This window comes from Amycolatopsis sp. NPDC004378, from assembly GCF_053602455.1.
Window position 1 is genome coordinate 53841 of sequence record NZ_JBSGDR010000035.1, and the last position, 13242, is coordinate 67082.

General features: G+C 73.3%; 16 protein-coding genes. 11 read left to right on the plus strand and 5 right to left on the minus strand.

The genetic code is table 11. The features are described from left to right. Window positions 1-4 precede the first annotated feature (4 nt). From ACWEN0_RS46670 to ACWEN0_RS46680, 3 genes are all read left to right on the plus strand, one after another. A complete protein-coding gene (locus ACWEN0_RS46670; protein ID WP_451988050.1) occupies window positions 5-982 on the plus strand; it encodes a GlxA family transcriptional regulator in 978 nt (325 codons plus the stop codon). A 144-nt stretch (window positions 983-1126) separates the two neighbouring features. Continuing rightward, a complete protein-coding gene (locus ACWEN0_RS46675; RefSeq protein ID WP_451988052.1) occupies window positions 1127-2695 on the plus strand; it encodes a YibE/F family protein in 1569 nt (522 codons plus the stop codon). 73 nt (window positions 2696-2768) lie between these two features. Beyond that, the gene (locus ACWEN0_RS46680) at window positions 2769-3017 is read left to right on the plus strand and encodes a hypothetical protein (RefSeq protein ID WP_451988054.1); all 249 of its coding nucleotides are present in this window, start codon (window positions 2769-2771) and stop codon (window positions 3015-3017) included. Here the strand turns inward: ACWEN0_RS46680 and ACWEN0_RS46685 are convergent. Then, window positions 2989-3636, minus strand: coding sequence for a hypothetical protein (locus ACWEN0_RS46685; protein ID WP_451988056.1), 648 nt, complete (start codon window positions 3634-3636; stop codon window positions 2989-2991). The genes ACWEN0_RS46680 and ACWEN0_RS46685 overlap by 29 nt on opposite strands. Continuing rightward, window positions 3633-4199: an MBL fold metallo-hydrolase gene (locus tag ACWEN0_RS46690; protein WP_451988082.1), complete on the minus strand. Its 567-nt coding sequence runs from the start codon at window positions 4197-4199 to the stop codon at window positions 3633-3635. Before ACWEN0_RS46690 ends, ACWEN0_RS46685 begins: the two co-directional genes overlap by 4 nt. A gap of 147 nt (window positions 4200-4346) precedes the next feature. On the opposite strand from ACWEN0_RS46690, the gene ACWEN0_RS46695 reads away from it, so the two are divergent. From ACWEN0_RS46695 to ACWEN0_RS46715, 5 genes are all read left to right on the plus strand, one after another. After that, complete coding sequence (locus ACWEN0_RS46695; RefSeq protein WP_451988058.1) at window positions 4347-5219, plus strand: peptidylprolyl isomerase; 873 nt, start codon at window positions 4347-4349, stop codon at window positions 5217-5219. Continuing rightward, window positions 5219-5998: an aminotransferase class IV family protein gene (locus ACWEN0_RS46700; protein WP_451988060.1), complete on the plus strand. Its 780-nt coding sequence runs from the start codon at window positions 5219-5221 to the stop codon at window positions 5996-5998. The genes ACWEN0_RS46695 and ACWEN0_RS46700 overlap by 1 nt, the downstream gene beginning before the upstream one ends. 76 nt (window positions 5999-6074) lie before the next feature. Continuing rightward, a complete protein-coding gene (locus ACWEN0_RS46705; RefSeq protein ID WP_451988062.1) occupies window positions 6075-6890 on the plus strand; it encodes a LysM peptidoglycan-binding domain-containing protein in 816 nt (271 codons plus the stop codon). Window positions 6891-6996: 106 nt separating this feature from the next. After that, window positions 6997-7560: a hypothetical protein gene (locus ACWEN0_RS46710; protein WP_451988064.1), complete on the plus strand. Its 564-nt coding sequence runs from the start codon at window positions 6997-6999 to the stop codon at window positions 7558-7560. 59 nt (window positions 7561-7619) lie between these two features. Beyond that, entirely contained in the window at window positions 7620-9353 is a 1734-nt protein-coding gene (locus ACWEN0_RS46715; protein WP_451988066.1) for a glycoside hydrolase family 97 catalytic domain-containing protein, read from the plus strand. Here the strand turns inward: ACWEN0_RS46715 and ACWEN0_RS46720 are convergent. Next, window positions 9340-10119, minus strand: a complete 780-nt coding sequence (locus ACWEN0_RS46720; RefSeq protein ID WP_451988068.1) for an enoyl-CoA hydratase/isomerase family protein — start codon at window positions 10117-10119, stop codon at window positions 9340-9342. The genes ACWEN0_RS46715 and ACWEN0_RS46720 overlap by 14 nt on opposite strands. Before the next feature lie 74 nt (window positions 10120-10193). Between ACWEN0_RS46720 and ACWEN0_RS46725 the strand changes: the two genes are divergently transcribed. After that, window positions 10194-10979 carry an alpha/beta fold hydrolase gene (locus tag ACWEN0_RS46725; protein ID WP_451988070.1) on the plus strand — a complete coding sequence of 262 codons (786 nt, stop codon included), beginning with the start codon at window positions 10194-10196 and terminating at the stop codon, window positions 10977-10979. Here ACWEN0_RS46725 and ACWEN0_RS46730 read toward each other — a convergent pair. After that, window positions 10976-11989, minus strand: a complete 1014-nt coding sequence (locus tag ACWEN0_RS46730; RefSeq protein WP_451988072.1) for a helix-turn-helix transcriptional regulator — start codon at window positions 11987-11989, stop codon at window positions 10976-10978. The two genes, ACWEN0_RS46725 and ACWEN0_RS46730, sit on opposite strands and share 4 nt — an antisense overlap. An 87-nt stretch (window positions 11990-12076) precedes the next feature. Here ACWEN0_RS46730 and ACWEN0_RS46735 point away from each other — a divergent pair, with 87 nt between their 5' ends. Both ACWEN0_RS46735 and ACWEN0_RS46740 read left to right on the plus strand, forming a co-directional pair. Then, complete coding sequence (locus ACWEN0_RS46735; protein ID WP_451988074.1) at window positions 12077-12493, plus strand: cupin domain-containing protein; 417 nt, start codon at window positions 12077-12079, stop codon at window positions 12491-12493. Continuing rightward, window positions 12490-12891 (plus strand): DUF1304 domain-containing protein, encoded by a 402-nt coding sequence (locus tag ACWEN0_RS46740; protein ID WP_451988076.1) that lies wholly within the window; start codon window positions 12490-12492, stop codon window positions 12889-12891. Before ACWEN0_RS46735 ends, ACWEN0_RS46740 begins: the two co-directional genes overlap by 4 nt. Here ACWEN0_RS46740 and ACWEN0_RS46745 read toward each other — a convergent pair. Continuing rightward, a complete protein-coding gene (locus ACWEN0_RS46745) occupies window positions 12888-13094 on the minus strand; it encodes a hypothetical protein (protein ID WP_451988078.1) in 207 nt (68 codons plus the stop codon). The two genes, ACWEN0_RS46740 and ACWEN0_RS46745, sit on opposite strands and share 4 nt — an antisense overlap. Window positions 13095-13242 lie beyond the last annotated feature (148 nt).

The window sequence follows — 13242 nt, forward strand, 5'->3', positions numbered from 1 at the left end:
GATCATGCCAGGCTCACCCAGACGGGTCACGATCGTCGGATACGCCGACGCCGAGCTGCTGGACATCGCCTGCCCCGCCGACGTGTTCGACGCCGCCAACCGGCTCGGCGCGTGGCCGCCGTACGACCTCCAGCTGGCGTCGGTCGACGGCCACGGCATCCGCACCGGCTCGGGTCTGACGCTCCAGCCGCACCTGCGGCTCGACCAGGTCGCCGGGGACCTCGACACGCTGGTCGTCGCGGGCGGCTGGGGCAGCACCGCCGCCGCGGCCGACGAGCGCGTCCTGGCCCACGTCCGGCGGCTCGCCCGGTCGGCCCGGCGCGTCGCGTCGGTGTGCACCGGCGCCGAGGTGCTCGCCGCCGCCGGGCTGCTCAACGGCCGTCGCGCGACCACGCACTGGCGTTACGCGGCCCGGCTTGCCCGCGACTACCCGTCGGTGACGGTGGACCCGGTGCCGCTGTACGTCCGGCACGGCAACGTCTACACCGCGGCGGGCGTGACGAGCGGGCTCGACCTGACCCTGTCGCTGGTGGAGGCCGACCACGGCCCGTCACTGGCCCGCGAGGCCGCCCGGGCGCTGGTCACCTACCTGCAGCGGCCCGGGAACCAGGCCCAGGTCAGCCTGTTCCTGGCCGGCCCGCCGCCGGAACACCGCGAGGTCCGCGACCTCACCGCGTACATCGCCGAGCACCTCGACGACGACCTCGGCACCCCGGCCCTCGCCGCGCGGGCGGGCATCAGCACCCGCCAGCTCACGCGCCTGTTCGACGCCCACCTCGGCACGACACCGGGCAAGTACGTCCGGACGGTCCGCACCGAGCACGCGGCCCGCCTGCTCTCCGGCACGGACCTCCCCCTCGCCACGATCGCCCGCCGCTGCGGCTTCGGCTCGACCGAGACGTTGCGCCAAGCCTTCCTCGACCACTTCGACACCCCGCCGTCGGCCTACCGCCGCGTCCACGTCCGCCAGGCCTACGGCTGACACCGTGTCGACCCCCAATCACGCGTGTCGACCCCCCGATCACACGACCACCGGGCGTTGAGGGTCGACACGGGGCATCCGGACTAACCGGGCCGTCGGCGGCCCCTCGTGCGGCCAGGGAAAACCCGCTGTCAGGATGTGCGGGTGGACCGCCCCGACCTCGCCGACGACGAAACCGGACCGATTCGCCGGGTCACGGACGAGGTGTCCCCTTCTCCGGCCCGCGGAACGCCCGCAACGCCCGTAACGCCGGGTGCGCCGGGATCGCCCCGCAAGCCTGTCCGCCGGCCGCCCGCCGACGGCGCCCGGCGCGCCGCCGACCCCGCCCGCCGCCGCGACGGCACCGGGCCCCAGCGGGTCCCGGGCGCCCAGCGCGTCCCCGGGGACAAGCGGACCGACACCGGACCCCAGCGGCAGCGCGTGCCCGCCAACGGCGTCAAGCGGCCCGCGAAGAAGCCTGAACCGGAAACCGGCCACGGGCACGGCCACGGACACGGGCACGGCCCCGCCGCCCCGGCCTCCCGCCGCGTCCGGCTCCTCCTGATCTGGCTGCTCGCGCCGCTGGCCGTCGCGACCGTCGTCGGCATGATCGTGCTGTACCCGTGGGGCAAGGCGTCGCCGACGAGCGTCGTCCCGCAGGGCACCCCGGTCGCCGCCGACATCAAGACCACGAACACCGGCCCCTGCCTCGCGCAGGGCCAGGTCCAGGTCGGCGACCAGCAGGACCCGAACGCGAAGCCCTGCCTGACCGTCGACCTCACGATGACCGACGGCCCGGCCGCCGGGAAGCCGCTGAAGCTGACCGTGCCGATCGAGCCGAGCACCCCGCGCTTCTCCGCGGGAGACGCCGTCGTGCTCGCCTACAACGGCGGCAACGCGGGCGACCCGGCGAGCTTCCAGCTGGTCGACTTCCAGCGCGGCACTCCCCTGCTGGTGCTCGCCGCGCTCTTCGCCGTCGCCGTGCTCGTGCTCGGCCGCTGGCAGGGCGTCGCCGCGCTCGTCGCGCTCGGCCTGTCGTTCGTCGTGATCGCCCTGTTCATCCTCCCGGCCATCCTGGCCGGCGAGAACCCCCTGGTGGTGGCCATCGCGGGGTCCGGCGCGATCATGTTCATCGCCCTGTACATGACCCACGGGCTGTCCGCGAGAACGTCCGCGGCCGTGCTCGGCACGCTTGTCAGCCTCGCCCTCATCGGCGTCCTCTCGGCGATCTTCTCCGCCGCGGCCTCGCTGACCGGGCTCGACGACAGCACGTCGACGCTCATCGGGTCGCTCGGCCACGGCATCGACTCGCGCGGGCTGCTGCTGGCCGGCGTGGTGATCGGCGCGCTCGGTGTGCTCGACGACGTCACCGTCACCCAGACGAGCGCGGTCTGGGAGCTGCGCCGCGCGAACCCGGAGCTGACCTGGCGCGAGCTGTACCACTCGGGCCTGCGGATCGGCCGCGACCACGTCGGCTCGGCGGTCAACACGCTCGTGATGGCCTACGCCGGGGCCGCGCTGCCGGTGCTGCTGTACTCGTCGATCTCCGGCGTCGGGCTGGGCTCGCTGCTCGGCAGCGAGGAGATCGCGCAGGAGATCGTCCGCACGCTCGCCGGCAGCGTCGGCATCGTGGCGGCCGTCCCGGTGACGACGATCCTCGCCGCGCTGATCGCCTCCCGCGAGCCCGCGACCTACCTCAGCAGCACCACGAAAGCCGTTCCGTCACACCCGTAACACCCGCGAACCCCGGCCGCGACCAGCGCGGACGGACGCGGTAGGAAGGCGGCAGCCGACCCGGGGAGACGCCATGTTCGTGCTGATCGGGCCGCGGCAGGTCGTCAGGGGTGCGCTGCGGGTGGTCACCGCCGCCGTCCAGGCCGTCGAATCGCTGCCGCGCATCGCGACCGCCCTCGACGACGTCCGCGCCACGCTGCACCACGTCGAGCGGCTCACGGCGTACGTCGCGCAGGAGGTCCCGGAGCTCGTCTACCAGCTCGAGCAGCTGCGTGCGGCCGAAGACGAGCAGCTCAGTCGAGAGTCGCCACGAACCGGCTGACGGCCTCCATGGTGAACCGCTGCACGTACTTGCCGGACGGTGCCACCGACGCCAGCCGGTAGAGCGGCCGTTCGGCCACGCCGGCGCCGCGCGCCTCGGCCTTGAGCTCGGAGACCAGCAGCTCCCCGAACACCAGGCCGTTCGCCTCGACGTTGTTCATCAGCGCGTTCGCCAGCTTCCGCAGCTGCAGGATGCCCAGCTCGCGCCCGCCGGTCCCGGAGAACACCGCCAGGTCGACCTTCGCCACCTTGCCCCGCTGGCCCGCGTTGACCAGCAGGCTCACCGTGCGGGAGCCGCGGACGTCGCCGATCACCAGGTCGAGCCGGGTCGCGGTGACCAGGTCGACGTGGCGCAGCCCCCACGTCCGCACGATGAGCGTCGAGCCTTCCAGCCAGACGCGGCGCCGGATGCTGACCGCCATGACGTACAGGAGCGGCAGCGCGATCACGACGGCGACGACCAGCCCGGTCAGGGTGCCGCCGATCAGGCCGGCGACCCCGCCGAACGCCGCGGCGACGAGCACCACGCCGATCAGCCCCGAGATCCCGCGGCGACGGCGGCCGCGCGGGTCCTCCTCGAACAGCGCCAGCCGCTCGGTCTTCTCCTCGGCCACGCTCACGCCCCCGTCCCGGCGAGGAACGGGTTGCCCGCGCGTTCCCGCCCGATCGTCGTCGCCGGGCCGTGGCCCGGCAGCACCACCGTGTCGTCCGGCAGGCCCGCCACCAGCTCCCGCACGACCGCCTCGACGTCCCCGCGGCCGATCGACCCCGCGAAGAGCGTGTCGCCGGTCAGCGCGAGCCGCCCGCCCTCGGGCGTCTCGAGGCCCAGCACCACCGAGCCCGGAGTGTGCCCGGGCACGTGCCGGACGTCGATGTCCAGACCGGCGAAGGTGCCCCGCTCGAGCGGGACGCTGGCGCCGTCGTGCAGTTCCGCGTCCGCGGGGTGCAGGTGCAGGGGGACGCCGTGTTCGGCCGACAGCTCCGCGGCCGAAGCGACGTGGTCGGGGTGCCCGTGGGTGGCCACCAGCGCCGCCGGGACCAGCCGGTGCTCGGCGAGTGCGGCGGCCAGCGGCGCGGCCACCTCCTGCCCCGGATCGACGACCACGCACGGCCCGCCGGCGGCCTCCGCCAGCAGGTAGCAGTTGGCCTGCAGCGGGCCGCTGACGAACCCGACGACGAGCACCGAACGCCTCCCGGACATCCGCGCCGGATGGCGCCGATCACGATCAGGTTGAGACTAGCGGGCCCTGTACATGGTCCTCACAGGCTGTGCCCATACACTGCCGCTACCTCAGACGTGTGACTCAAGCGGAATCCTGGAGGGTACGGGGTGGCGACCAACCAGCAGCGCCGCGAAGCTGCGAAGCGCAAACTCGAGCGTCAGCTCGACCGTCGCAAGGAGCAGCGGAAGCGGCGCCAGCAGATCGGCATCGGCGTGACGGCCGTGTCGGTGCTCGTCATCGCCGGCATCGTGGTTTGGATCGTGAGCGCCAACGGCGCGGACACCACCGACACCGCGGCCTCCCCGTCGGCGACGCCGTCGCCCACCGAGGTCCAGATCCCGACGCAGCGCGCGGCGATGCCGAAGCGGACCAAGGCGCTGCCGAACCCCACGACGTGCGACTTCAAGGCCGACACGACGGGCAAGGCGCCGAAGAAGGTCAACGTGCCCGACGGCAAGAACGTCGCGTCGACGGGCACGGTCAACGTGACGCTGAAGAGCACGGCGGGCGACATCCCGCTGACGCTCGACCGGGCGCTCGCGCCCTGCGCGGTGCAGAGCTTCGTCAGCCTCGCCAAGCAGAACTTCTACAACGACACCATGTGCCACCGGCTCGGCACCGAAGGCCTGCAGATGCTGCAGTGCGGTGACCCGTCGGCCACCGGCGACCCGACCCAGGACGGCCAGGGCGGCCCCGGCTACACGATGCCGGACGAGGCGTTCCCGGAGATCAAGTACGGCCGCGGCATCCTCGCCATGGCGAAGACGTCCCAGCCGAACTCCGGCGGCAGCCAGTTCTTCATGGTCTACGGCACCGCCGACGGCCTCCCGGCGGACTACTCGGTGTTCGGCAGCATCAGCGACGAGGGCCTGAAGGTGCTCGACGCGGTCGCCAAGGCGGGCATCGCGAACCCGAACCCGCAGGACGGCACGGGTGCGCCGACGAAGCAGGTGAAGTTCACGGGCGTCACCGTCCAGTAGTGCCGGGTCGCATCGAGCTGAACGGGGAGCCGCTCGGCCCGGGTGCCTTCGTCGCGGGAATGACCTCCTACGGGCATTTCACCGCGATGCAGGTCCGGGACGGGCGGGTCCGCGGGCTCGCCCACCACCTCGAACGGCTCACGGTGAGCACCCGGCTGCTGTTCGGCGCCGACCTCGACGTCGACCGGGTCCTGGCCCACGTCCGGCAGGCCGTCGCCGGTGAACCCGCGCTTTCGGTGCGGGTGGTCGTGCTCACGCGCTCGTTCGACGAGCCGATGACGCCGGAGATCCTGGTCCGCACGCACCCGCCGCAAGAGCCTGACCCGGCGCCACTGCGCCTGAAGACCGTGCCGTACCAACGGGATCTGCCGCAGGTGAAGCACCTGGGCACGTTCGGCCTGATCCACCACTCCCGCCAGGCGCGGCTCGCCGGCTTCGACGACGCGCTGTTCGTCGACCCGGCCGGCCGGATCAGCGAGGCGTCGATCTGGAACGCCGGGTTCCTGGCCGGCGACACGGTCGTCTGGCCGGAAGCCGCGGTGCTGCCGGGGATCACGATGCTGGTGCAGCAGGAAGCCTTGCGCCGCCGGGGTGTTCCGCAGGAGACGCGCGAAGTCCGGCCCGCCGACCTCCCCGGGTTCGACGCGCTGTTCCTGACGAACTCCGAGACGCCGGGACGCGCGGTCGCCGCCGTCGACGACCTCGTGCTGCCGCCCGCGGACCGCGCGGTGGAGATGCTCGCGGGCGCGTACGAAACCGTGCCCTGGGACAAGATCTGAACCACGCCCGCTCCGGCCCCGTGTTAGTGGGGCAACACCGGGACCCGCCGGGGTCACCGGGGAGAGGGTGTCGACCATGGTCGGAAACCGGGTTCCCGCGGTGCGCCGCGTCCTCGGGCGGGCCGGGCAGGCCGGCGCCGCCGGGGTCCTCTTCGCCGTCCTCGCCGGCGGCCCCGCGCTCGCGCAGTCCGCTCCACCACCTCCGCCGTCGGTCAAGTACTTCATCGTCCCGCACGCGGACAACCCGGACGACATCACGCTGTTCAAGATCGCCGAACGCGCGCTCGGCGACGGGCGGCGCTTCCCCGAGATCTTCAAGCTGAACCAGGGCCGGCCGCGGCCGGACGGGACGCCGTTCATCGACGCCACGCAGATCGAGCCCGGCCAGGTGCTGCAGCTGCCCGACGACGCCCAGGACCCCGCGGTCCGGTTCGGCCCGCTGCCGCCCGAACCGTCGGCCGCACCTCGGGCGCCGCAGGCGAAGCCCGTCCCCGAGGCCTCCGGGCTGAGCGTCGGGCTCGCCTCGGCCGTCAGCGGCACCGGCGGGCTGCTGACGGGGCTGCTCGCCGGGCTCTGGTGGCGGCGCCGTCCGCAGGTGCTGCCGCCGGCCCCGTTCGAGCCGGTGGACCACCACGAGGACGAAGACGGCTCGGGCTCGGTCAGCGGCACCCTGCCGATCCCGGTCGTCGTGCCCGGACCGCGGCCGGACGTCGTGCTGAGCCAGGAACCCATCACCGCCGAGCACTCGATCATCGTGCTCGACACGGCCGAGACGCAGGTGATCGCCGCGATCCGGCCGGGCGGGCAGTTCCGGTTCCGGTTCGACAAGGAGCCGGGCTTCGCCGACAGCGCCACCGTCCTGGTGGTCGACGACGAAGGCGACAGAACGTGACCGATCCGGTGGTGGCCGCCCGTACGCGTGGGGTCACCCTGCGCTGAACGGCTCAACCGGCGCCCGAACGCTGGCTTCGGCCCGCCGGTGCCGCAATAGTCGAACGATGACCTCGGATCCGTTCGGCACCCTGCGGAAGGCCTTGTGGATCGGCGGCGCCCCGTGGACCGGCAAGTCCACGGTCGCCCGGCTGCTGGCCGAACGCCACGGCCTGACCACCTACCACCACGACGACCGGACCCGGCCCGGCACCGCACCGGCCGAGGACGTCCCGGCCGGCGACCAGCTGACCGCGTTGGTGGCCGAGCTCCGGCAACGCTTCCAGTGCGCGCTGGACGACCTGCGCGCGCTGACGTCGCCGCGGCCGATCGTCGCCGAGGGCTGGGGGCTGCGGCCGGAGCTGGTGGCACCGCTCGTCGACGCGCCGGGCCGGATGGTCGTGCTGGTGCCGACCGAGCTGTTCCGGCAGCACCAGCTGCGCCACCGGCCGGACGCGCCGGCGATCCCGCGCCAGCGCACCCGGCTGACCCGCGACCGGATGCTCGCCGCGCAGGCCGTGCGCTCGGCGCGGGAGCTCGGCATCCGCGTCATCGAGATCGACGGCAGGCTCGATCCGGCCGGCGTCACCGACGTCGTCGCCGAGCACTTCCACGCCTACCTGGACGCCTGAAGCGGCCGGTGAGGCTCGTCGCCGCGGGGCTCGCCCTGACCACTACCCTCTTGACCACCATGCCCGCCGACGCAGCCGAGCGCTGGACCGTGAGCCTGACCGGCGCGGTGACCGCCGAGGTCGCCCGCACCGGTGACGGCGGCCTGACCTTCGGGGTCTCCCGGGGCACCACGACCGTGCTCGCACCCGCCCCGCTGGGCCTGCGGACCGAGGCCGCCGACCTGACGCGTGACCTGCGGTTCCTGCGCCGCGCCGACCGGGTCGTCGACGAGCACTACACGATGACGACGGGCAAGCGGCTTCGGCGGCACGCGAGGGCGGCGGAAACGACGCTGTCGTTCGCCGGGCCGGGCGAAACCCGGCTGGACGTCGTCGTGCGCGCGGCGGCGGACGGCGTCGCCTACCGCTACGTGCTGCCCGCCGGCGGGACGATCACCGGCGAGGCGTCGTCGTTCACGCTGCCCGCGTCGGCGCCGGCCTGGCTGCTGCCCTACTCCCCCAACTACGAGGGCGTCCGCACCGAAACGACCGCGGGTGGCGCGAAGGCGGGCGACTACGGCTTCCCGTCCCTGTTCGACACCGGCGACGGGAGCTGGACGCTGCTCACCGAGTCCGATGTGGACGGCCGGTATTCGGGCGCCCGCTTGACGCACGCGGCCGGGACGGCCGGCTACGGGATCAAGCTGGCCGACACCGCCGTCACCGGGGACGGGCCTTTCGTCACGCCCTGGCGGGTGGCGATCACCGGCGACCTCGCGACCGTCACGGAGTCCACTTTGGTCGACGACCTCGCCCCGCCGTCAAAGCTGGCCGACACGTCCTGGGTGCGGCCGGGGAAGGTGGCGTGGTCGTGGCTGTCCGAACACGACAGTCCGCGCGATCCCGTGCGGCAGAAGCAGTTCGCGGACTTCGCCGCCCGCCACGGCTGGCCGTACCTGCTCGTCGACGAGGGCTGGGACGCGTCCTGGGTGCCGGACGTCATCCGCTACGCGCGTGAGCGCGGCGTCGAGGTGATCCTGTGGTTCCGGTGGACCTCCCTCGACACGGCGGCCGAGCGCGCGAAGTGGCTGCCCCTGGTCAAGTCCTGGGGCGCAGCCGGGATCAAGGTCGACTTCATGGACTCCGACACGCAGGCGCGCTTCGGGTTCTACGACGACATCGCGCGGGCCACCGCCCAGCACCGCCTGATGATCAACTTCCACGGCGCGACCATCCCCCGCGGCTTCCAGCGCACCTGGCCGCACGTGATGAGCTTCGAGGCCGTCCGGGGCGCGGAGCAGTACCGGACGCGGGCCGCGACGAACACGATGTTCCCGTTCACCCGCAACGTCGTCGGCAGCATGGACTACACGCCGACCGCGTTCGTGGTGTCCGATCGCGACACGACCGACGCGCACGAGGTGGCGGCGTTCCTGGTGTTCGAGTCGGGCTGGCAGCACGGCGCGGACAAGCCGGAGAACTACGAAGCCCGGCCCGAAGCGCTGCGCACGCTCGACCGGCTGCCGACGGTCTGGGACGAGACCCGGCTGCTGTCCGGACGCCCCGGCCGGGAGGCCGTGTTCGCGCGGCGCTCAGGGGACCGGTGGTTCGTCGGCGGTCTCTCGGCGGGCCCGGCGAAGACCGTCGACGTGCCGCTCGGCTTCCTGGACCACGGGCGCTGGCTCGCCGACACCCTCCGCGACGGTCCGTCGGGGCTGCTGCGGGAGCGGTCGGAGGTCTCGGCGGACGGCCGGCTGAGCGTGCCGGTGGCCGCGAACGGCGGGTTCGTGACGATCCTGGTCAGCGGTGGGTGAACCGAGGCGGGCGCCGGGCCAGGAACGCCGCGACACCTTCGGCGTAGTCCACGCCGTGGAGAGCCTCCGAGCGGATCTCCTCGACCTCGGCGTCGGACGTCTCCTGGCCGGCGACGATCTTCTCGATGATCCGGTTCATCCCGCGGATCGAGGCCTGCGAGCGGGAGCACAGCGTCGAGACGAACTCCAGCGTCGAAGACTCCAGCTCCGCGGCCGGGAAGACGTCGTTGAGCAGCCCGATCTCGCGGGCCCGGGCCGCCGTGATCAGCTCGCCCGACAGCAGGAAGTACTTCGCGTGCGCCGGGCCGACCAGGGACACCAGCTGGCGCGTCGAGTCGAAGTGGTAGACGATGCCGAGCTTCGCCGGCGTGATGCCGAACCGGGACCCCTCGGCCGCGAACCGGAAGTCGCACGCGACCGACACCTGGCAGCCGCCGCCGATGCAGTTGCCCTGGATCATCGCCACCGACGGCTTGCGCATCGCCGTCAGGGCCGCCACCGCACCCTCGACCGCCTTGTCGTAGCTCGCCGCGCCCTCGGCCGTCGTCCGCAGCTCGCCGAACTCGCTGATGTCCGCACCCGCCGAGAAGTGCCGGCCCGCGCCCGCGATCACCAGCACCTTCAGCGCCGGGTCGGCCTCCACCTCGGCGACGACGTCCGGGATCGCCGACCACATGCCGTAGGTGATGGCGTTCATCTTCTCCGGCCGGGTCAGCGTGAGCCGGGCGACTTCACCGTCGCGCGTCAGGTCGAATCCGTCGGTCATGGTTGGCACCCTAACCGCTCGCTCTGAGCGAAAACTGCGGTGTGTGACACGGTCGGGTGGCTAGCTTGGGCACCATGGCGACGATCGAGGTGGGCGGAACGGCGTTCGGCTACGACGAAGCGGGTGAGGGGCCCGCGGTCGTGCTGCTGCACGCCGCGATCGGCGACCGCCGGATGTGGGACGCCCAGTTCGCCTCGCTCGCCGCCGCACACCGGGTGATCCGCTACGACCGCCGCGGCTTCGGGGAAACCGGCGACGGGTCCGGCGAGCACGCCCACTACGAGGACCTGCTGGCCCTGCTCGATGCCCGGGGGATCGAGCGAGCGGCGCTGGTCGGGGCGTCGATGGGCGGGGCGTGCGCGCTGGACGCCGCCCTCGCCGCGCCGGAGCGGGTCACCCGGCTCGTGCTGCTCGGTTCGGGCCTGACCGGGCACACCTGGCCGGAGCACATGCAGCAGGACATCGCCCGGCTGTCCGCCGGGATCGACACCGCGGACGAACGGGCGATGGCGGACGCCAACATCCGCTACCTCGTCGCCGGCCCGGAGCGGGACGTCTCGGTGCTGCCGGCCGGCATGCTCGCGCTGGTCCGGGACATGTGTGAGCAGGTGTACCGGCGCGAGCGGAACGGTCCACAGTGGACGGAGAGGATCCCGGACACGCGGCACCGGCTGGCCGAGATCACGACCCCCGCGCAGGTCGTGATCGGCACGTCCGACGCGCTCGGCCTGGTCGAGCTGTCCCACCACCTCGCGGAGTCACTGCCGAACGCCGAGCTCGTCGAGCTCGCCGACACCGGCCACCTCCCGGCGATGGAACGCCCCGACGAGGTCAACGCCCTGCTGCGGAAGGTCCTCTAGGACAACAGCTTCGCCGTCAGCTCACCCCGGCTGCGGACGTCCACCTTGGCGAACACGGACTTGAGGTGGTCCTGCACGGTGTGCGCCGAAATGCCGAGCCGCGCGGAGATGTCCGATGTGGACCGGCCGGCCAGGACCTCGCGGCAGACGTCACGCTCCCGCGCCGTCAGGCCGTAAGCCGCCAGCAGGACACCCAGCAGCTCGGCACCCGACGCGCGCCCGACCGTCACCGCGGTTTCGTCGTCGTCCTCCCCCAGCAACCGGCTGGCCTGCAGGAGGATCCAGCCGCCGTGGGCGTCGCGGACGCGGGCGCGGAACGACCCCGACGCCCGGGCGCCGGCCACGACCGCCCGCAACAACACCGCGAACCGGCCGGGCGCGATCTCGTCCAGTTCGGCCTGCCAGGCCGCGGCCGCCGCCGTCGCGGCACGCTGACGGCCGTCCGGGCCGACCACGACGATCGCCGGTTCCGCCCGCTCCCCCGCGTCGCGCGTGCGGGCGGCCACCCGCGTCGCCGCGGCCAGGGCCGGCGCGACCGACGTCAGGAACTCGACCTCGCGGTCGCTGAACTCGCCGCGGCGGACCAGGCCGGCCGCGCCCCACGACGTCCCGTCGACGCGGAACACGGCGCGCAGCTCGTGGCCGAGGCCCAGCGGCCGCCAGACCTCGGCGAACCGGCCGCTGCGTTCGGCGTCGCGGCGCGGGAGGTCCCAGAGGCGGGCCACCGGCACCGGACGGCGGGCCAGCTCGGCGAAGGTGTGGGGCTGGGAGCCGTCGTACTCGTACGTCGCCAGCAGCGGCTCGTACTCGCCGGGGATCCGGGTGCGCCCGCTGGTCATCGAGCTGATCACCGCGGTGTCCGGGTCCAGCGACGCCCAGCACGTGAGCTCCGCCGGGACCACGCGGTCGACCAGCTCGATGGCGGCGGCGTGCAGTTCGGCGACGCCGACACCCGCCGTCGCGAGTGCGGCGACCTCGCGCCGCACTCCCCGCGCCCGGCCCTCCCACATGGACGCAGTATGCGCCGCGCGCCGGGCCGCCGGTATCCCGCGTTTCCGGGATGTCCGGCCGCCCGCCTGCTGCTTAGCGTCGGCGGTATGACCCACTTCAGCGGCCCGGGCGAAGGCCCGGAACTCGACTCGAAGGACGCGCGGATCACCGTCAAGGTCGGCGCCGAGCACACCGGCGGCGCCTACGAGCTGTTCGAGGTCGACGCGCCCCGCGGGCCGTCGGTCCCGCCGCACGCCGAGCCGTGGGCGAAGAGCTTCTACGTGCTGCACGGGCGCATCACGGTCTACGTCGACGGCGAGCTCCACGACCTCGGTCCGGGCGCGTCGATCAGCATCCCGGCGGGCGCGGTCAACACCTTCACCGTGCACACGCCCTCGGCGCAGTTCCTCGCGGTGAGCCTGACCGGCGCGATGGGCCGGTTCTTCCGCGACGTCGACCAGGCCGCGCCGGAGCAGGTTCCCGACGTCGCCGGGCGGCACGGCGTCGAGCTGGTGGAGCCGTGAACGCCGCCGTCCAGGTCTTCGCCGGGATCGCCGCGCTGGTGCACCTGCTGGCCTTCACCTGGGAGGTCGTGCTGTTCGAACGGCCGGGCGTGCACCGGGACATCTTCAGCGTCCCGACCGAGCACGTGCCCGCCACCCGGCTGTGGTCGTTCAACGTCGGCTTCTACAACCTGTTCCTCGCCGCCGGCCCGGTCGTCGGGATCGTCCTGCTGAACACCGGGAACGTCGAAGCGGGCCGCGCGCTGGTGCTCTACACCTGCGGGTACATGGCCCTGGCCGGGATCGCGCTCGGGGTGTCCGACCTGCTGGCCCTCAGCCGACCGCGCGGTGCCGGGCGCGCCGGCGCGCTCGCCCAGACCCTGCCGCCGGTCGCCGCCCTGGTCGCGGCCCTGTTCTAGGACCCGATGAGCTGCTCGCTCCAGGCGCGGATGGCCGCGGCCTGGCCGGGCGTGAGCCGGTCGAGGACGAGCCGGCGGATGGTGGCGCCGTGGGCCCGGGTGGCGTTCTCCGCCGCTCGGCGGCCTTCGCCGGTCAGCTCGATCCCGGTCCGGCGGCCGGTGGCGCCGTCCTCGGTCCGCGCCACCAGGCCGCGGTTCTCCATCCGCGTCAGCAGGTGCGCGACACGGCTCTTCTCCCAGTCGAGGGCGGGGGCGGGCGGGGCGCGGCGGCGCGGGCGGGGCCGCGGCGCCCCAACGGATGTTCACCCCTCAGAACAAACCTCAACAGCAAAATAAAATCGTTTTGCTGTG